The sequence below is a fragment of the Candidatus Centipeda massiliensis genome (assembly GCF_900290285.1).
GTDB lineage: Bacteria > Bacillota > Negativicutes > Selenomonadales > Selenomonadaceae > Centipeda > Centipeda massiliensis.
In genome coordinates this window covers 452704-470760 of record NZ_LT985755.1, presented here as the reverse complement: position 1 = coordinate 470760, position 18057 = coordinate 452704, and the positions used below count along the sequence as shown (strand labels likewise).

The 18057-nt window shown below is 57.2% G+C and carries 20 protein-coding genes and 1 pseudogene; 19 read left to right on the top strand and 2 right to left on the bottom strand.

Features of this window, described 5'->3' with window-relative positions:
• Positions 1 to 137 precede the first annotated feature (137 nt).
• On the top strand, positions 138 to 1172 hold the full coding sequence (gene hrcA / locus C8273_RS08250; protein WP_106627252.1) for a heat-inducible transcriptional repressor HrcA: 1035 nt from the start codon (positions 138 to 140) through the stop codon (positions 1170 to 1172).
• Entirely contained in the window at positions 1166 to 1744 is a 579-nt protein-coding gene (grpE, locus tag C8273_RS08245) for a nucleotide exchange factor GrpE (RefSeq protein WP_106627251.1), read from the top strand. The genes hrcA and grpE overlap by 7 nt, the downstream gene beginning before the upstream one ends.
• A 16-nt stretch (positions 1745 to 1760) precedes the next feature.
• Here the strand turns inward: grpE and C8273_RS13190 are convergent, their stop codons facing one another.
• The gene (locus C8273_RS13190) at positions 1761 to 1886 is read right to left on the bottom strand and encodes a secretion protein HlyD (RefSeq protein WP_234343967.1); all 126 of its coding nucleotides are present in this window, start codon (positions 1884 to 1886) and stop codon (positions 1761 to 1763) included.
• A gap of 66 nt (positions 1887 to 1952) precedes the next feature.
• Between C8273_RS13190 and dnaK the strand changes: the two genes are divergently transcribed.
• The 9 genes from dnaK (at position 1953) to infB (ending at position 11996) form a co-directional block, all read left to right on the top strand.
• A complete protein-coding gene (dnaK, locus tag C8273_RS08235) occupies positions 1953 to 3815 on the top strand; it encodes a molecular chaperone DnaK (protein WP_106627250.1) in 1863 nt (620 codons plus the stop codon).
• A 9-nt stretch (positions 3816 to 3824) separates the two neighbouring features.
• Complete coding sequence (dnaJ, locus tag C8273_RS08230; protein WP_106627249.1) at positions 3825 to 4979, top strand: molecular chaperone DnaJ; 1155 nt, start codon at positions 3825 to 3827, stop codon at positions 4977 to 4979.
• A gap of 141 nt (positions 4980 to 5120) precedes the next feature.
• Positions 5121 to 6671 (top strand): hypothetical protein, encoded by a 1551-nt coding sequence (locus C8273_RS08225; protein ID WP_106627248.1) that lies wholly within the window; start codon positions 5121 to 5123, stop codon positions 6669 to 6671.
• 11 nt (positions 6672 to 6682) lie between these two features.
• On the top strand, positions 6683 to 7042 hold the full coding sequence (locus tag C8273_RS08220) for a peptidase M48 (protein ID WP_106627247.1): 360 nt from the start codon (positions 6683 to 6685) through the stop codon (positions 7040 to 7042).
• A 137-nt stretch (positions 7043 to 7179) separates the two neighbouring features.
• Complete coding sequence (locus tag C8273_RS08215; RefSeq protein WP_106627246.1) at positions 7180 to 7629, top strand: ribosome maturation factor RimP; 450 nt, start codon at positions 7180 to 7182, stop codon at positions 7627 to 7629.
• Positions 7630 to 7643: 14 nt separating this feature from the next.
• Positions 7644 to 8771 (top strand): transcription termination factor NusA, encoded by a 1128-nt coding sequence (gene nusA, locus C8273_RS08210; RefSeq protein WP_106627245.1) that lies wholly within the window; start codon positions 7644 to 7646, stop codon positions 8769 to 8771.
• Positions 8771 to 9052 carry an RNase P modulator RnpM gene (gene rnpM, locus C8273_RS08205; protein ID WP_106627244.1) on the top strand — a complete coding sequence of 94 codons (282 nt, stop codon included), beginning with the start codon at positions 8771 to 8773 and terminating at the stop codon, positions 9050 to 9052. Before nusA ends, rnpM begins: the two co-directional genes overlap by 1 nt.
• Positions 9049 to 9381, top strand: coding sequence for a L7Ae/L30e/S12e/Gadd45 family ribosomal protein (locus C8273_RS08200; RefSeq protein WP_106627243.1), 333 nt, complete (start codon positions 9049 to 9051; stop codon positions 9379 to 9381). Before rnpM ends, C8273_RS08200 begins: the two co-directional genes overlap by 4 nt.
• Positions 9381 to 11996 (top strand): translation initiation factor IF-2, encoded by a 2616-nt coding sequence (gene infB, locus C8273_RS08195; protein ID WP_106627242.1) that lies wholly within the window; start codon positions 9381 to 9383, stop codon positions 11994 to 11996. The genes C8273_RS08200 and infB overlap by 1 nt, the downstream gene beginning before the upstream one ends.
• Before the next feature lie 66 nt (positions 11997 to 12062).
• On the opposite strand, the pseudogene C8273_RS13185 reads toward infB, so the two are convergent.
• A pseudogene (locus C8273_RS13185) lies at positions 12063 to 12167 on the bottom strand (secretion protein HlyD); the annotation flags it as partial.
• A gap of 79 nt (positions 12168 to 12246) precedes the next feature.
• On the opposite strand from C8273_RS13185, the gene rbfA reads away from it, so the two are divergent.
• The 8 genes from rbfA (at position 12247) to C8273_RS08145 (ending at position 18026) form a co-directional block, all read left to right on the top strand.
• Positions 12247 to 12621 (top strand): 30S ribosome-binding factor RbfA, encoded by a 375-nt coding sequence (gene rbfA / locus C8273_RS08185; RefSeq protein ID WP_106627241.1) that lies wholly within the window; start codon positions 12247 to 12249, stop codon positions 12619 to 12621.
• The gene (locus tag C8273_RS08180) at positions 12618 to 13565 is read left to right on the top strand and encodes a DHH family phosphoesterase (RefSeq protein ID WP_106627240.1); all 948 of its coding nucleotides are present in this window, start codon (positions 12618 to 12620) and stop codon (positions 13563 to 13565) included. Before rbfA ends, C8273_RS08180 begins: the two co-directional genes overlap by 4 nt.
• Before the next feature lie 3 nt (positions 13566 to 13568).
• Entirely contained in the window at positions 13569 to 14444 is an 876-nt protein-coding gene (gene truB, locus C8273_RS08175) for a tRNA pseudouridine(55) synthase TruB (RefSeq protein ID WP_106627239.1), read from the top strand.
• Between the two features lie 152 nt (positions 14445 to 14596).
• Positions 14597 to 15472, top strand: coding sequence for an Rpn family recombination-promoting nuclease/putative transposase (locus tag C8273_RS08170; RefSeq protein ID WP_106627238.1), 876 nt, complete (start codon positions 14597 to 14599; stop codon positions 15470 to 15472).
• Positions 15473 to 15964: 492 nt separating this feature from the next.
• Positions 15965 to 16135 carry a hypothetical protein gene (locus C8273_RS08160; protein ID WP_159060748.1) on the top strand — a complete coding sequence of 57 codons (171 nt, stop codon included), beginning with the start codon at positions 15965 to 15967 and terminating at the stop codon, positions 16133 to 16135.
• 32 nt (positions 16136 to 16167) lie between these two features.
• Positions 16168 to 16884, top strand: a complete 717-nt coding sequence (locus C8273_RS08155; protein WP_106627236.1) for a hypothetical protein — start codon at positions 16168 to 16170, stop codon at positions 16882 to 16884.
• A gap of 49 nt (positions 16885 to 16933) precedes the next feature.
• Positions 16934 to 17722 (top strand): hypothetical protein, encoded by a 789-nt coding sequence (locus C8273_RS08150; RefSeq protein WP_106627235.1) that lies wholly within the window; start codon positions 16934 to 16936, stop codon positions 17720 to 17722.
• Entirely contained in the window at positions 17634 to 18026 is a 393-nt protein-coding gene (locus C8273_RS08145; protein WP_234343951.1) for a hypothetical protein, read from the top strand. Before C8273_RS08150 ends, C8273_RS08145 begins: the two co-directional genes overlap by 89 nt.
• The last annotated feature ends 31 nt before the right edge of the window (positions 18027 to 18057 follow it).

Genomic DNA, 18057 nt, shown 5'->3' with positions numbered 1-18057 from the left:
TATGTGAAAAATCCTTTTGACTTTTTGTCATTTTCTCTTGACTTTTTGCTTTTTACCGTGTATATTCAGTATAGATTTTGATTAGCACTCAGTTTTATAGAGTGCTAACAGAAATTGAAAGGAGAGGAGAGGGGTGAATGTCAGACGATCTGGACGCGCGCAAGAGTCAGATCCTGTGGGCGGTCGTCGATGACTATATCGCATCGGCGGAACCGGTCGGGTCACGGACACTCGCACGGAAATACAATCTCGGCATCAGCCCTGCCACTATTCGGAATGAGATGGCGGATCTCGAGATGCTCGGCTATCTGGAGCATCCCCATACATCCGCCGGACGCATTCCCTCATCGAAGGGCTATCGGTTCTACGTCGATGGTCTTCAACCCATCGCACCTGTGACAGATGCCGAGAAGAAGAAGATTCATGATTGGTACAGCAGACGCGTGCGACGGCTCGATGAGGTTTTTCAGGAGACGGCGCGGCTGATTGCAGATGTGACGCACAATGTTTCGCTCGTGCTTGCACCGCAGGCTGTGCAGTCGACGTTTCGCATGCTGCAGTTCCTGCCGCTCGATATGCGGCACGCGATTGCCGTGCTCATGACGGATGCGGGCTTTGTCGAGAACCGCATCGTAGAGATTCCGGACGGCGCGACATTTGCGGACTTTCAACGCATGGCGGGGGCGGTTAACGGGGTTCTCTCGGGCAAGGCTCTCAGCGATGTGACGAAGGCGGATATGCGCCGCGTGCGCGACGCGATTGGCGATGAGTCCATATTCGTTGCTGCCGTGGAGGTCATGCACCGTGCCCTCGAAGGGCGCTCGGAGGATCGCCTTTACTTTGGCGGTACGGCGCAGCTGCTCGGGAATCCGGAGTTCCAAGATCTCGAACGTGTCCGTGCAATGCTGCTCGTACTTGAACGCGAGGATCTCGTGAAGGATATTCTCCACACGCATGCGGGTGAGGGGCTTGAGGTCACGATTGGGCGCGAGAACACGAACAGCACATTCTGGGACAGCAGTTTTATTACGGCGACGTATCATGTCGACGGCAGACTGCTCGGGACGATTGCAGTGCTCGGTCCTACGCGCATGGAGTACGCGAAGGCGATGCGCATTCTCGACTACGTGAATACGAATTTAACAGAGATGATCTATCAACTCAAATGGTAGGAGAGGTGAACGGTTTGCAGGAAAAGGAAGAGATAGCGCAGGAGGCGGCAGAGCAGCCCGTGGAGGAAACAACCGAAACGGAGGCGGAGCCCACAGAGGTGACGGTGGAGGATGTCCCCGCAGAGGAGGATGACACTGCCGCGCTTGAGGCACAGCTCAAGGAAAAGAGTGACCGCATCCTTCGCCTTCAGGCGGATTTTGAAAACTTTCGTCGCCGCACGGCGAAAGAGAAGGAAGAACTCGCCGCCGTCATCACGCAGAATCTGCTCACGGATCTCCTGCCGCTGCTCGACAACTTCGAGCGGGCGATGGCGGTGGAGCAGACGGATGGTGAGGCGTTCCAAAAGGGCGTGGAGATGATCTTCACGCAGCTGCGCGAGGTGATGGATAAGCATGGGCTTGAGAACATCGAGGCGGAGGGGAAGCCCTTCGACCCGAACGTGCATCAGGCGGTCATGCGTGTCGAGAATCCCGATGTGGAGGACGGTACGATCACACAGGTGCTGCAGAAGGGCTATCAGGCAAAGGGGAGGGTGATCCGACCCGCGATGGTGCAGGTAGCCGGTAACTAACGACGTAAATAACATCTTAAGGAAGCACTGATAAATTCAGCCACGCCATCTTAGCGCATCTTTTTTGCCCGCACTGTGTCGGCAAATCCTCCACATAGCTTTTGCTATGCGTCCGGTTTGCCTCCTTGTTCGGACAAAAAATCTACGCCAATCTGACGGACTTCATTTTATCAGCGATTCCTTAAATAAGATTTTGGAGGAATATAAAATGGCTAAAGTAATTGGTATTGATCTTGGTACAACGAACTCCGTTGTCTCCGTTATGGAGGGCGGCGAGCCGGTCGTCATCACGAACCCCGAGGGCAGCCGCATCACGCCGTCTGTCGTAGGCTTTACGAAGGACGGGCAGCGCCTTGTCGGGCGTCTTGCGAAGAATCAGGCGGTATCGAATCCTGACCGCACGATCTCGTCCATCAAGCGCCACATGGGCGATCCAAACTATCATGTAACGATTGACGGCAAGAACTACACGCCGCCCGAGATTTCGGCAATGATTCTGCAGAAGCTCAAGAGCGATGCGGAAGCATACCTCGGCGAGACGGTCTCGCAGGCGGTCATCACCGTCCCTGCGTACTTCAATGACAGCCAGCGTCAGGCGACGAAGGATGCGGGCAAGATTGCAGGTCTTGAGGTTCTGCGTATCATCAACGAGCCGACGGCGGCAGCACTTGCCTACGGTCTTGACAAGGATCAGGATGAGACGGTTCTCGTCTTCGACCTTGGCGGCGGTACGTTCGACGTATCCATCCTCGAACTGAGCGAGGGCGTGTTCGAGGTCAAGGCGACGAACGGCGACACCGTACTCGGCGGCGATGATTTCGATAAGAAGATTATGGACTGGATGGTCGAGCAGTTCAAGAAGGAGAATGGCATCGACCTCTCGCAGGACAAGATGAGCGCACAGCGTCTCATCGAGGCGGCGGAGAAGGCGAAAATTGAGCTTTCGAGCATGAGCCAGACGAATATCAACCTGCCGTTCATCACGGCGGACGCGACGGGACCGAAGCATCTCGATCTCACGCTCTCGCGCGCAAAGTTCGATGAGCTGACGGCGGATCTCGTGGAGCGCACGATGGTGCCGACGCGCAAGGCGATGGAGGACGCAGGACTCTCGGGCAGCGATATCGACAAGATCATTCTCGTCGGCGGCTCGTCCCGTATCCCTGCCGTGCAGGAAGCCATCCGCAAGATCCTCGGCAAGGAGCCCTCGAAGGGGGTCAACCCCGATGAGTGCGTGTCCATCGGCGCGGCGATCCAGGGCGGCGTGCTGGTCGGCGAGGTCAAGGACGTGCTGCTCCTCGATGTTACGCCGCTCTCGCTCGGCATTGAGACACTCGGCGGTGTCTGCACGAAGATCATCGACCGCAATACGACCATCCCGACCTCGAAGAGTCAGGTGTTCTCGACGGCGGCGGACAATCAGCCGGGCGTTGAGATCCACGTCCTGCAGGGCGAGCGCGAGATGGCGGCGGGCAACAAGACGCTCGGCCGCTTCCAGCTCACGGACATCCCGCCCGCACCGCGCGGCGTACCCCAGATCGAGGTCAAGTTCGACATCGACGCGAACGGCATTGTCAATGTGTCGGCGAAGGATCTCGGCACGGGCAAGGAGCAGAAGATCACGATTCAGTCCGACAGCGGCATGAGCAAAGAGGACATTGAGCGCATGGTCAAGGAGGCGGAGTCGCACGCCGCCGAGGACAAGAAGCAGAAGGAAGCCGTCGATGCACGCAACGCGGGTGACTCCCTCGTCTATCAGGCGGAGAAGGCGATCAAGGATCTTGGCGAGAAGGCAGATCAGGCACTTGTCTCCAAGACGCAGACTGCCATTGACAAGCTGAAGGAAGCCCTCAAAGGCTCGGATATCGAGGCGATCAAGGCGGCGACCGAGGAGGCTCGTCAGCCGCTCTACGAACTCTCCGCAGCTGCCTATCAGCAGGCACAGCAGGCGGCGGGCGCGGCAGGGGCTGCACCGGGCGCGGAGGCAAATGCGGGTGCGCAGAGCGGCGCGTCGCAGGATGACAATGTGGTCGATGCGGAGTTCACCGAAGTCAAGGACGATAAGAAGTAAGGTGGTATCGTGAGCGAGAAACGCGATTACTACGAAGTTCTGGGCGTCCCAAAGGGCGCCTCGGACGATGAGATCAAAAAGGCATACAAGAAACTCGCGCGCAAGTACCATCCCGATCTTAACCGTGACGACCCGAAGACCGCCGAGGAGAAATTCAAGGAGGTCAACGAGGCATACGATGTACTGAAGGATCCGCAGAAGAAGGCGGCATACGATCAGTTCGGTCACGATGCCTTCGACCCGCGGCGCGGCGGTTCTGCCGGAGGGAATCCCTTCGGCGGAGCCGGCGGCTTCGGCGGATTTGAAGGGTTCGATCTCAACGATCTCTTTGGAGATTTTTTCGGCGGCGGTGGTCGTCGTGCGCGTCGGCAGGGTCCCGAACGCGGCGCGGATCTGCGCTACGATCTCGAGATCTCATTCGAGGAAGCGGCATTCGGCAAGGAGGTCGAACTCTCCATCCCACGGGAGGAGCAGTGTCCAACCTGCAATGGTTCGGGCGCGGCGAAAGGCTCGACGGCTGAGACCTGTTCGACCTGTCACGGCACAGGGCAGGAGCAGGTGGTTCAGCGGACGATGCTCGGCAGTATGATGACCTCCCGACCGTGCAGCAAGTGCCACGGCTCTGGCAAGATCATCAAGAACCCATGCTCTGACTGTCACGGTACGGGGCGCAAGCGTGTTACGCGGACGATCAAGGTCAACATCCCGCGCGGCGTGGACGACGGACAGCGCGTCCGCGTTTCGGGCGGCGGAGAGGCGGGGGTGCGCGGCGGCGCGAATGGCGATCTCTATGTATACATCTACATCCGTCCGCATGGACTCTTTCAGCGGCGCGGGAACGATGTCCTCATCGAGATCCCCATCACGTTCGTGCAGGCATCGCTCGGCGATACCGTGCAGGTGCCGACGCTCGACGGTGCGGTCGATCTGAAGATCCCTGCCGGCATCCAGACGGGAACGGTGCTGCGCGTGAAGGGGAAGGGCATTCCGAACCTGCGCGGCGCGGGGCGCGGCGATGAGCATGTCCGCGTCAAGGTTACGACGCCGCAGAAGCTCTCCTCGAAGCAGAAGGAACTTCTCAAGGAATTCGCTGCCCTCAGTGGCGATACGGTGAATCCAGAGCAGAAGAGTTTTAAGGAGAAATTCAAGGATCTCTTTGCATAATGATAGACGAGGCTGCCCTACGAAGTTTGTTCGCTTCGCAGGGCAGCCCCTTTTTCTGCATTGACATTATTTCGTGCATTTGTTAGGATAGACCGTATTGAAATCGGTATTTTGAGAGATGCTTGGTGGCGGGAGGGCTGCATGGAAAATGTCTACGCGTTAGTCAAGCGTTTCTATTCGGCGCATGGACGAGCGAATATCTTCGTTCCGCGTACGCTGATTGAGCGATATCTGCGTGCGGCGGCGTGGCGCGGGCGAAGCAATGAGGATCTCTGTACGGATTGGTACTGTATTGAGGATTTTCTCGTTGTCATCCAGCGGCGCGATGACTCACTCGCACGGCTCTTTATCCGCATCGACTATCTGGCACTCTTCTTTCGCTATGCTGACGCACATATTGACCGCCGTCCGCTCAAGCGGCACGCAGAGGACTACTTTGCCCGTATGCGTGCATTCTTGACCTATCTGGATGAGACCGGCGACTATGATGTCGACATTGGCGAGCTGGACGCGGATCTCGAGATGTTCTATATTACGGGGCGTTTTCGGCTGCCCGAGCGCGTCGAGTGGGAGGAGATCAACGGGCTGACGATTGAGGACATCGAGGAGGACGAGCGCATCGAGATGGAGGAGCTGAACATTCAGCTCAACGATCTCCTGCACAGCATCGGTGAGTACTTTCGTCAGCCAGCCTATCAGCTGGATATCGGCCGTGCGGCGATGATTTACACGGGCGATCTCTATGATATGAACGAATATGAACACGCATCCGAGGAGGAGAAAGAAACCTTTTGGCTGCGGTTCTGGGATTATTTTTTCTTCGACTATCATCTCATTGCAACCGATGAAACGCCGATTGCGCATTACAGCGAGCGCGAGTGGGATAAGCTCGACTATGACGAGCGTGAGATCATCCGTGATCTCCTGGCGGCACGCTTTGCCGTGCTCGCCGTAGAGGAGGAGTACGAAGATCACGTCGTCTGCCGTGATATCCTGCGCGATGAGGAGGTCGTCCTGCCGCATCCCGACCTCCCGGGGACGCTCACGAAGAGTATTCTCTTTGGGCATATCTGCGATGAGGGTATGATGATGCTCAACTATATCACGGCGATCCCTGCGAGCAAGCGTCTCCAGCGGCGCATCCGTGACACCCTTCAACAGGAGTATGAGCTCTTTCGTATGCAGGCACCCGATGCGACGATGGATCATTTCCTCGCACGGGAGGCAGCTCTCGTACGCCATACGATTCACGTGCTCTCGACGCTGGCACAGATCAACGTGCTGCCGCGTCATGCACTGCCGCAGCCCATTTCGCGTACGATTGATCCCCATGTGTGTGCGGAGGAGCTTGGCGTCCTTCAGATCATTTCGGAGAAAATTGGGTTCAGCCGTCACTCGCAGGTGCTGATGTGCGAGATGTTTCTGGACTATGCGCAGACGGATCTCGGGCGGGCACAGACGCCGGAGACACTGACGGCGATGCTTTTTCTCTTCGCCGAAATCAACAACATCGATCTTACGCCTATCAAAGAACTCTATCACGTGTTTGGGTCGGATCGGAAGGCCGTGCGTGCGGCGTGTGATCGTATGCGTGATGCGTTGGGGTGTGTCCCCTTCGATCCCCGATACCTCGGGGAGGAGGGCTTTGTGACAATGCTTTACAGCGTTGTTCATGGGAAAGCGAACTTCTAAGGAGGGCTTCTATGGAACAGGATTCGCGTGTACGGCCGATGAGCCGTGAGGAAAATGCCGCGTATCGCGGCGTGACAGTGGACGAGAGCGGCGCAGAGCCGGGACGGGACGAGGGACAGGCGTGGAGCAGCGGTGCACCGCGCGGCTCGGTGCGGTATATCAGGATCGGCGGGATGCGCCCGCAGCGATCCCTCCTGACGAGTCTCGTGTGGGCCGCCGTCCTTGGAACACTCCTCGCGTTTTTCCTCTTTGTCGCGCTGCCCGCGATTGTCATGGTCGTCATCGGCGTCCTTCTGCTCGGCGCGCTTGTCAGTCTCATCGGGCGCGGACGCATTATGGCGTGGCTGATGCACCGCCTGTATGGGCGGTAGTGCACAGAAGCGCGAAAAATCATGGATAGGACTTTACAAAAGTTCCATCCTATGATATACTCCAATAAATTCATTTAAGATCTGGGAAGAGTGGGTGAAAGCCCACTCTTTCATTACGTATGAGGAAGAGGGAGAGCATGAGCGCGAAGATCGAGGAGCGCGTTGAGGAGATTGTGCAGGATCTCCTAGCAGATGTGCCGGAACTGGAAATGGTCGATGTCGAATATGTGCGCGAGCGCGACTACTATCTGCGCGTCTACATCGACAAGACGGGCGGCATTGATATCGACGATTGTGAGAGGCTCAGCGAACGACTGGAGGAGGTTCTCGACCGCGAGGATTTCATTCCGGACGCATATATCCTAGAGGTTTCCTCGCCTGGACTTGACCGCGTGCTGCGAAAGCCGCGTGATTTTGAGCGCGAGCATGGAAAGATGGTCGATGTGACGCTCTATGCGCCCCTTGATGGAAAGAAGCAGTGGACGGGCGCACTTGCGGGCTGTGATGGAGAGACGCTGACCCTCGACGAGGGGATTCGGATTCCGATGGAGCAGGTTTCACAAATACGTCTGCATCTCGACTTTTAGGGAGGATTTGGGTTTTGGCAAGAAAAATCACAAAGGAGAAGAATGGCGGAAAGGAGTTCCTTCAGACGCTGAAGGAGCTTGCGTACGAGAAGGGCATTGATGAGAAACTGCTCTTTGAGACCATCGAGGCGGCTCTGATCTCGGCATACAAGCGCAATTTCAGCTCGAAGGAGAATGTCCGTATCTCTCTGTCGCGTGAGACGGGGGCGTTTCATGTCTTTGCCATCAAGACGGTGGTCGAGGAGGCGGAAAACGACATCGAGCACATCTCCCTCGCACAGGCACGTGCCATCAATCCAGACTATGCGGTCGGCGACGTGGTTGAGATCGAGATGACTCCTGCGAACTTCGGACGCATTGCGGCACAGACGGCAAAGCAGGTCGTCATGCAGCGTCTGCGCGAGGCGGAGCGTGGTATTGTCTACGAGGAGTACAGCGGCCGCTCGGCGGATATTGTGACGGGGATTGTGCAGCGTGTTGAGGGGCGCAATGTTTTCGTCGACATCGGACGTGCCGAGGCGGTGCTCATGGCGACGGAGCAGCTCCCGACGGAGGAATACAACTACGGCGATACCCTGCGCGCCTACATCATTGAGGTGAAGCGTACGGCGCGCGGCCCGCAGATTATGCTCTCGCGTACGCATCCGGGACTGCTCAAGAAGCTGTTCGAGTTGCAGGTACCCGAGATGCAGGAGGGCGTGGTTGAGATCAAGTCGATTGCACGTGAGGCGGGCAGCCGGTCAAAGGTCGCAGTTTGGTCTTCGGAGGAGCGCGTTGACCCCATCGGCGCATGTGTTGGTCCGCACTATATGCGCGTACAGGCAGTGGTGGACGAGCTTGCGGGCGAGAAGATCGACATCGTGAAGTGGAGCGACGATCCTGCAACCTATATTGCAAACTCGCTGAATCCTGCCAAGGTCATATCGGTCGCCGTGAATGAGGCGGAGAAGGTCTCCCGCGTCATTGTGCCGGACTACCAACTCTCGCTTGCCATCGGCAAGGAAGGGCAGAACGCCCGCCTTGCAGCAAAGCTGACGGGGTGGAAGATCGACATCAAGAGCGAGTCGCAGGCACAGGAGCTGCTGGAGGCAGAGGCTGCGGATGCCCCCGCCGATGCCGACCTCGGTGCTGAGGAGGCATAATGGCAGAGGCGAAACAGCCCGAGCGGCTGTGCGTCGGCTGTCGTCAGCTGCATCCGAAGGGGGAACTCATGCGCATTGTGCGCGACGCCGAGGGGGCGGTCACGTACGACCCAACGGGCAAGAGTCCGGGACGCGGTGCGTATCTTTGTCCATCTGTCGACTGCCTCCGACTGGCGCGTAAGCATGGCGGACTCTCATGGTCGTTCAAGGGGCGCGTTGCACCCTCCGTCTACGATGCACTCGCGGAGGTTCTCCGAGAGCAAGAGGAGGGCGGACAATGAATGCAGAGATTGAGCAGCGGGTCATGAATCTCCTCAGTATGGCGGCGCGTGGACGACGGATCGTATCCGGCGCATTTGCGGCAGAAGAGGCGCTCAAGAAGAAGCAGGGGAAATTCCTCCTCTTGGCAACGGACGCCTCGGAGGAGACCAAGACGAAATTTACCCGTATGGCGGCGCAGATGCGTGTGCCGGCAGCGGAACTACTGACCATGCAGCAGCTTGGGCACTGTCTCGGCAAGGAGTACCGTGCGGTTGCTGTGCTGATAGATAGAGGATTTGCGGACAGGCTCAGCGCCTATTTGCAGGATATATCGACGGGGGTGGATTGATGTCAGAATCGAAATACAGAATCACCGATTTGGCAAAGGAATTCAAGACGGACAAAGATACCATTATTGATATTCTAAAGAGCAAGAACTATAAAGTTAAGAATATGTTCAGTGCAGTCGGTGAAGAAGAGCGCGCGGCGGTGAAGGCTGAACTTGGCCGCACCGCAAAGCCTGTGCGCAAGGAGTCCCTGCAGAGCAAATCCCCCGCTCCGAAGGCCGTCGAGCGTCCTGCAAAGAAGGAGAAACGCCCCGCACAGCCGACGGCATCCGAAAAGCCGGCGGAAGAACCTGCTGCACCGAAGCGCGCTTCGTCGGAGAAAGCAACGGAGCCCGCAGCACCGGCTGCGCCGGAGGAAAAGCCCGTATTGCGGGCGCGTACAAAGGCACCCGGCATTGTGATCGTGCGTCAGGCACCTGCCAAGACTCGTGCGGAGTCGCAGGATCGCCCCCGTTCGTCGGGCAGTGCGTCCGGCAGTGCGGGCGGGCGCTCGGCACGTCCCGCAGGTGGACGCGGCGGTGCGCGTCCTGCTTCTTCTGCTGCGGCGATTCCGCCGCCTCCGAGTGAGGGACGCGGGGAGAATCGTCGCCGTGGCGGCGGACGCAGTGGTGATGGGAACTCTGCCGGCGGTGATCGCAGCCGCAGCGGACGCGGTGGAGCACGCCGTGACCGTGAGGAGCGCACAGATCTGCGTCAGGCAGAGCGCAGCCGCGGCGGCGCGCGCAAGGGGCGCAAGGGACGCGCAGCGGCACCGGCTCCTGTGGCGAAGGTGGAGATCGCGCGTCCGAAGCACATCAAGCTGCCGGAGATGATTGCGGTCAAGGATCTCGCGTCCAAGATGAGCTACACGGCGTCGGATATCATCAAGAAGCTCATGCTGATGGGCGTCATGGCAAGCATCAATCAGGAGATCGACTACGATACGGCGACGCTCGTCGCGGCGGAGTTCGGCGTGACGACGGAGGAACTGCCGCCGGATGTCGATCCGACGCTGATCCCGGAGATCGAGGACGACCCGAAGACGCTCAAGGATCGCCCGCCGGTCGTCACCGTCATGGGTCACGTCGACCACGGCAAGACCTCGCTGCTCGACGCGATCCGCAACACCTCCGTCAGTACACACGAGGCGGGCGGCATCACACAGCACATCGGTGCCTATCAGGTCGTCTGTCAGGGCAAGAAGATCGTCTTTCTCGACACACCGGGGCATGAGGCGTTCACGGCGATGCGCGCGCGCGGTGCGCAGATCACGGACGTGGCGATTCTCGTTGTTGCGGCGGATGACGGCGTTATGCCGCAGACGATTGAGGCAATCGACCATGCGAAATCGGCAGGGGTGCCGATCATCATTGCGATCAACAAGATCGACAAGCCGGGCGCAAATCCAGAGCGCGTCAAGCAGGAACTCATGGAGTATGGGCTTGTCTCCGAGGAATATGGCGGCGATACCATCATGGTTCCCGTCTCCGCGAAGCAGCGCATTGGCATTGACGACCTGCTTGAGAACATCCTGCTCGTCGCCGAGGTGGAGGAACTCAAGGCGAATCCAAATCGTGAGGCACGCGGCGTCATCATCGAGGCAAAGCTCGACAAGGGACGCGGCTCCGTCGCAACGGTGCTCGTCCAGAGCGGCACACTGCGCATCGGCGACTCCATCGTCGTCGGTACGGCGTACGGACACGTCCGCGCGATGATTAACGACCGCGGCGACAATGTGAAGAAGGCTGGTCCCTCCATGCCGGTTGAGATCCTCGGCCTGAACGACGTTCCGTCGGCGGGGGACATCCTCGCCGCCGTCGATGAGAAACAGGCACGCTCGATTGCGGAGGCACGCCTCGGCAACCAGCGCCGCGACCTCATCAAGTCGAAGAGCGTCTCGCTCGATGCACTCTTCCAGCAGATCCAGCAGGGCGACATCAAGGATCTCAACATCGTCGTCAAGGCAGACGTGCAGGGCTCGGTCGAGGCACTCAACTCTGCGCTGCTCGGACTGAACAAGAACGATGAAGTGCGTGTGAGCATCGTGCACTCGGGCGTCGGTGCGGTCAGCGAGTCGGATATCATGCTCGCGACAGCATCGAAGGCGATCGTCATCGCATTTAACGTGCGTCCGGATGCGAATGCACGTCGTCTTGCGGACACGGAGAATGTGGACATCCGCACCTACCGCGTTATCTACGATGCGCTGAACGATGTCAAGGATGCGATGAGCGGCATGCTCAAGCCGAAATACAAGGAAGTCATTCAGGGACGCGTCGAGATCCGTCAGGTCATGCGCTTCTCGAAGGCACTTGTCGCCGGCTCGTACGTCCTTGAGGGCAAGATTCACAACAACTCGAAGATCCGCATCCTGCGCGATAACGTCGAGCTTTTCGACGGAGAGATTGACTCCCTGCGCCGCTTCAAGGATGAGGTGAAGGAGGTCGCCGCCGGCTACGAGTGCGGCATCTCCATCGTCGACTTCCGTGATTTTACGGAAGGGGACATCATCGAGGCGTACACGATGGAGGAGATTGAGACCTCCATCGCTGAGGCGAACAAGGCGGCGGAGCAGAAGCGCGAGGCACAGGCTGCGGCAGCTGCCGCGGCGGCCGCAGCGGAAGAAAACGCAGAATAATCATCTAGGTGGTGCAGCCATCTGCCCCGTGTTTGTATGCGGGACAGGGGCTGTACCCCTTTGTATAGGAAGCACTGATAAATTCAGCACCGCCATCTTAGCGCATCTTTTTTGCCCGCACAACGCCTGCAAATCCTCCACATAGCCCTTGCTATGCGTCCGGTTTGCCTCCTAGTTCGGACGAAAAAATCTACGCCAATCTGACGGACTTCATTTTATCAGTGATTCCTATAGAGAGAGGAGGCGCACCTTGGCAAAGGTTCGCGTTGAAAAACTACAGGAACTAATCAAACAGGAAATCAGCGACATCATCTTTAACGAACTGAAAGATCCGCGCATTGGCTTCGTGACCGTGACCTCCGTCGCGTGCACGGAGGATCTGCGTGAGGCAAAGATCTACGTCAGCGTCATGGGCGACAAGAAGAAGGCTCGCGATACGCTGTATGGACTGGAGAGCTCACTCGGCTTTGTGCGCCGCGAGATCGGCAAGCGCATCCGTCTGCGCTTTACCCCCGAGATCAGCTTTGCGCTCGATACTTCGCTCAACTACAGCGATCACATCCAGCGACTGCTCAATGAGATTCATGAGGATCGTCCGTCAGGGCAGAGGGAGGAAGAGGCATGAAAATTGCGCTTGATGAGGCAGCCAAAATCATAGGCGACGCTCAGACCATCATCCTCACCGCGCACATCCGTCCCGATGGGGACGCCATCGGCTCGACGCTCGGGCTGATGCACTACCTGAGAGAGCAGGGCAAGGATGCGCGCGTACTGATCGATGATGAGCTTCCCCGCATTTTTAACGTCCTGCCGGGGATTGAGATGATCGAACGTCCCGCAGAGGGGCAACGCTATACGGCAGACCTCCTCATCGTCTGCGATGTGGAGCTGAAGCGTACGGGTGCGGTGCTCGATGCGGTCGATGCGGTGCGCGTGCTCAACATCGATCATCATGTGACGAATGACGAGGCGGCGGAGTATCTCTATCTGAATCCGGACTACGCCGCGACCTGTGAGATCATGCACGATTTGATCTGCACGATGGGCGGTACATTTACGCTTGATGTTGCGACCTGTCTCTATACGGGGATGGCGACGGATACGGGATTTTTCCGCTTCTCGAACACGACCCCGCACACGATGCGCGCGGCGGCGGATCTCGTCGAGGTCGGGGTGCGGCCGAACATCATCTCCGTCGCAATGGAAATGAAGTCCTACGATGAGGTTATGGCGCAGGTGCGCGCGATCCGAAATCTTGAGATGTTCTATGACGGCAAAGTTGCGGCGGTCTTCATCGATGAGGAGCGGGCGAAGGAAGTCACGACGACGGAGGGGCTCCTCGACAAGCTCCGTGTGATCGAGGGGACACAGGTCGTCTTTTTCATGAAGTGGCTTGAGAAGGACACCTACCGCATCAGTATGCGCTCAAAGGGTACGAACGTCTCGCGTATCGCACAGGGCTTCGGCGGCGGCGGTCACATCCGTGCGGCGGGCTGCACGCTACATGGCTCCTTTGATGAGGCGAAGAAAACCATCCTCGCGGCGATTGGGGAGGAGCTGAACCGTTAAGACGTGGACGGATTCATCAATGTACTGAAACCTACGGGACTCTCGTCGCATGATGTCGTTGACATCGTGCGGCGTATTTTTAAGCAGAAACGCGTCGGGCACGCGGGCACGCTCGACCCTGCGGCGGCGGGCCTCCTGCCCATTGCACTCGGACGAGCCGCGCGCCTCGTGGAGTATATGGAGGGCGCGAACAAGTCCTACCGCGCGGAGCTCGCGTTCGGCTATGCAACCGATACGGGGGACGTGTACGGCGACGTGATCGAGAGCGTACCGCATCCCGTGATGCCATCCGAGGAGAAACTGCGCGGCGTACTCGCGCACTTCGTCGGAGAGATCACGCAGACACCCCCCGCCTACTCCGCGATCAAGGTCGGCGGCCGGCGTGCCTACGACCTCGCGCGGCAGGGGGAAGATGTGGAGATTCCAATACGCACGGTCACGATTCATCGCGTGGAGCTTGTATGTATGGATGCGGCGCACGCGCGTATCCTCATCGATGTGGACTGCGCAAAGGGGACGTATATCCGCGCGCTCTGCACGGACATCGGAGCGGCGATGGATCTTCCCACGACCATGCGCTTTCTCCTGCGCACGCGTGTCGGCGGCTTCCGTCTCGCGGATTCCTACACACTTGAAGAACTCGCGGAGGCGGGGGCGGCGGCGCTCCGCGCTCCCGATACCGCACTTGATCTGCCCGTGTATGGGCTCGACCCGCAGCGCGTGAAGGCGTTCTACAGTGGACTGTCGACCTCGGAGCGCCGCATGAAACTTGCCGAAGGCTTTTACCGCGTGTATGCCGAGGGGGGCTTTCTCGGCATCGGACGCTATGATGCTGTATCACGCGAGATGTATCCGGCGAAGGCGTTCCCGCCGGTCTGATGCCAAGCTCGCGCAGTTGTGTTCGACTCGAAAAAAGAGCAGCGATGTATGAGATTTCTCATGGATCGCTGCTCTTTTTGATTTCCGTCATTGGAGGCATTCTTGTCAAAAAACGGAGAATTATTGTATAATATAAATTAGGAGGGCGAGGAATGAGAAAGGCAAAGCGTGTTTATAAAGATTCCCTTTTTCGCGACATCTTCAACAATGTAGAGCGCCTGCCGAGCGTTTATGAGGCACTTCTCGACTGTAAGGCGACTCCCGAGGACATCCGACTTGCGACAATGGAGGAAACGTTGTTCACGGGCGTTCAGAACGATGTTGGCTTCATCGTTGGGAATCAGCATGTGCTGCTGATTGAGCATCAGAGCACCATCAATGCGAATATGCCTCTGCGCCTCTTCATGTATCTCGCTGAAGTCTATCGGCGATATGTGGATGAGGATGCCATCTATAAGAAGAATTTGCTTCCATTGCCGGCACCGAGGTTCTATGTATTCTACAACGGCGTAGAGGAAATGCCTGATGCTTGGACGTTGCGGCTATCCGACGCCTTTGGGGAACGTCAAGGCGCGATGGAGCTCGTCGTCGAAGTGTTGAATATCAATGAGCGTCCGAATTGTCCCATTTTGGAAAAATGTCACGCGCTGAAAAGCTACAGTGTCTTCATCGCACGGGTGCGGGAACAGGTCGAAAACGGCAGGACACTAGAGGCTGCGGTTGGCGAGGCGGTACGTTACTGCATAGACAATGATTATCTGAAAGAATATTTTCGGCAAAAACACAAAGAGGAGGTTTTTGACATGCTGAATTTTGTTTGGGATCAAGAGCGTGCCTTGGAAGTCCGTGCGAAGGAAGCTCGTGAAGAAGGTATGGAGAAAGGCATGGAGAAAGGCATGGAGAAAGGGTTGGTATCATCCATCGGCAGTGTGATGAAAAGCCTGAACCTCCCTCTCGAAAGGGCGATGGACGTCTTGCAGATTCCGGCGGCGGAGCGCGCAAAGTATGCGGCACTCGTCAAAGGCTGAGCGAGAGCGTAGAGATCGAGGAGTGTTGAACGAAGAAAAAACCTCGGGAAGCACTGATAAATTCAGCCGCGCCATCTTAGCGTATCTTTTTTGCCCGCACAATGCCTGCAAATCCTCCACATAGCTTTGGCTATGCGTCCGGTTTGCCTCCTCGGTCGGACAGAAAAATCTACACCAATCTGACGGACTTCATTTTATCAGCGATTCCTAAAATTATTAGGAGTTTTTAAATAAAATTGAAATTTACTTTACAGGATAGGATAAACGTACTACAATAAAATAAAAATTGTAAATTGGACAGAGCGTGTCCAATATCGTGATTATACTACAGATAATAAAGTGCAGGAGATTTAGTGAAGCACTGATAAATTCAGCCGCATTGTTGATCTGTTTTTTGTTATTGCGTACTGTCCCGCGGGGGGAGGCACTCATGATAAAATAACAATCCACATAATGAAAAATATCGTATCGAAGAAAAGTGAGGATAATACAATGGCAACGTATCGCGTAAAGTGGGATGAACTCTCACCGGGGGCAAAACATCCGGCGCATAAGGTGACGACGGTCAGCGCCACCTCAATGGCAGAGGCAAAGGCGAAGGTGCGGCAGCGGATCTTTACGAGCGTGAAGGTCACGAGTATCACAGCAGTCAAGATCTCGTAATCGAGAGGATGATGATAGAGGGGCGGTGGACAATGGCATTATGGAAACGATTACGCTATAAGCGGCGTGCAATCGTGCGGCATCCGGGGATCTATGCGGGGCATTATGGACTGGCGTTTTTCCTGCGAGGCTGCCTTTTTCTGGTTGAGTTCGTATTCCTGCGTATCTTTATCTACCTACCGTTTCGGCTGGCAGATTTATCTCTGCGGGAGATCATGCAGCATCTGCGGAGAATGGACATCCATTTTTGGAGCTTCCTTCGCAGCGCCTTTACGCGATTGTTGGATGTCGGGCATTGGGTACAGGGGCTGGGACGGTTTTCCTCACTGCCCGAGGCTCTCCGCTACGTGAATGCACGTCTGTCAGATTGGCTGTACTGGAAGCGAGAACGCCTTCTTGTCATTCTTCGCAGTCTGAAATCGCCGCGTGAAATCTACCGTCATATACGTAGATTCCTCGATGAGCACTTCCGGAACATCCGACTCCTGCGGCGCAGTGCGGTGGGGGCGGTACTGGGCATTGTGCTCGCGAAGCTGATAACTCTTTTGTACCTCACCTTTGCGGGTGCAATTGTACTTTCCGTCTGGGGATTTGACTGCATTGTCCTCCTCCTCGGTGCGATTCAGTTTGTGGCGGTGAAAATCGGACAGCTGCTCAGCCGCATCATCGAGCATCATATCTATCGGGTGCAAAGCGGCTCTGCCTCGTGGGAGCTGACGCTTTATAAACGGGTGCCGCGCGTGAAATGAGCAGAATGTTCTATATTAGACAATAGGGAGGATCATCATTGCAAGAGTTTTGAATTTCAGTCTGACGATGAAGGACGGACACAAGGTCGAGCGGGAGATTGCGGAGCTGCGGGAGCATTTCGACCTTGAGACGGTGCTTGGCCTGTATAAGGAGGGCAAGCTGCAGCGGTGGCTGAAACGCAACGGATATGCAGAGGAGGCGGCGCAGCTGGACGATCTGGATGAGGATGACTCTAATTTTAAGTCCGTGTTCTGCCACGTTCTCGGCGTGGAGGCAGCCGACCATGATGCGGTGGATGTTGCGGAACTCTCGGAGCGGACGTGGCGGCTGCGTAAGCTGCGGGACTATACAACGGATCCGTATCTCTTGGATCTGGCGGAGAATACTGCGTTCTCGCAGGAGGATCTGGATACTCTGATCGACGAGGGGGCGGAGGAGATCGTGCTTTGCGATGGGCGTTTCACGATTCCGCTCAAGGCACGCGGAACGAAATATTACGGTGCGGGTAAGGCGGTCGCCGTTATTGAGAGCGATGAGATTGTTGACTTTGAACGGAAGTATATCACGTTCCAAAACGTGAAGTTCGACGAGCGCTATCAATCACTCTGTGATCGGAGCGGTACGGTGGTACCGCGGAAACGTGCGGAGGAGGGAGCTGCCGATGGACATGGAGGAGCGAGGACGCTATCTTATGGAGGTGCGGGACGGCTTGCAGGCGGGCAACGCCGCCGCCTATCGCACGCTCGAGATGGGCGAGCTCGTGACGGAGATTCCCATGCCGGAGGCGGAGATGACGGGAGGCTGGACACAGGCTCAGATCAACGACTATGCGCGTGAGATCGGGCAGCAGGCAGCACTCTCGGGGGCGATGGGCGGAGCGATGGATATTACACGTCCCGATGTGCCGATGGAGCTGCCTGTAGAGATTGAGGGTGCAGAGGATAATATGCGCGGCACGGCAATCGACATCGGACTGAAGACGGTGGCGGTCGGCGTGCTCAAGGTTGCAGCGCAGAAGGGAAAACTGCCGGGGATCCTAAAGATGACACCTCTCCCTGCCCTCATTGCGATTGGGTGCTCGGGAATGGAGAATTTTCGCATCGCCGGGCAGCTTGCGAACCGTCAGATCAGTACGGTGTAGGCAGTTGAACGCATGGGGCGCGTCAACTGTG

Bases quoted from the DNA above. Each gene is read 5' to 3' on its own strand.
- hrcA (WP_106627252.1), top strand. From the start codon at position 138: ATGTCAGACGATCTGGACGCGCGCAAGAGTCAGATCCTGTGGGCGGTC.
- grpE (WP_106627251.1), top strand. From the start codon at position 1,166: ATGGTAGGAGAGGTGAACGGTTTGCAGGAAAAGGAAGAGATAGCGCAG.
- dnaK (WP_106627250.1), top strand. From the start codon at position 1,953: ATGGCTAAAGTAATTGGTATTGATCTTGGTACAACGAACTCCGTTGTC.
- C8273_RS08225 (WP_106627248.1), top strand. From the start codon at position 5,121: ATGGAAAATGTCTACGCGTTAGTCAAGCGTTTCTATTCGGCGCATGGA.
- C8273_RS08220 (WP_106627247.1), top strand. From the start codon at position 6,683: ATGGAACAGGATTCGCGTGTACGGCCGATGAGCCGTGAGGAAAATGCC.
- C8273_RS08215 (WP_106627246.1), top strand. From the start codon at position 7,180: ATGAGCGCGAAGATCGAGGAGCGCGTTGAGGAGATTGTGCAGGATCTC.
- rnpM (WP_106627244.1), top strand. From the start codon at position 8,771: ATGGCAGAGGCGAAACAGCCCGAGCGGCTGTGCGTCGGCTGTCGTCAG.
- C8273_RS08200 (WP_106627243.1), top strand. From the start codon at position 9,049: ATGAATGCAGAGATTGAGCAGCGGGTCATGAATCTCCTCAGTATGGCG.
- infB (WP_106627242.1), top strand. From the start codon at position 9,381: ATGTCAGAATCGAAATACAGAATCACCGATTTGGCAAAGGAATTCAAG.
- C8273_RS08180 (WP_106627240.1), top strand. From the start codon at position 12,618: ATGAAAATTGCGCTTGATGAGGCAGCCAAAATCATAGGCGACGCTCAG.
- C8273_RS08170 (WP_106627238.1), top strand. From the start codon at position 14,597: ATGAGAAAGGCAAAGCGTGTTTATAAAGATTCCCTTTTTCGCGACATC.
- C8273_RS08160 (WP_159060748.1), top strand. From the start codon at position 15,965: ATGGCAACGTATCGCGTAAAGTGGGATGAACTCTCACCGGGGGCAAAA.
- C8273_RS08155 (WP_106627236.1), top strand. From the start codon at position 16,168: ATGGCATTATGGAAACGATTACGCTATAAGCGGCGTGCAATCGTGCGG.
- C8273_RS08145 (WP_234343951.1), top strand. From the start codon at position 17,634: ATGGGCGAGCTCGTGACGGAGATTCCCATGCCGGAGGCGGAGATGACG.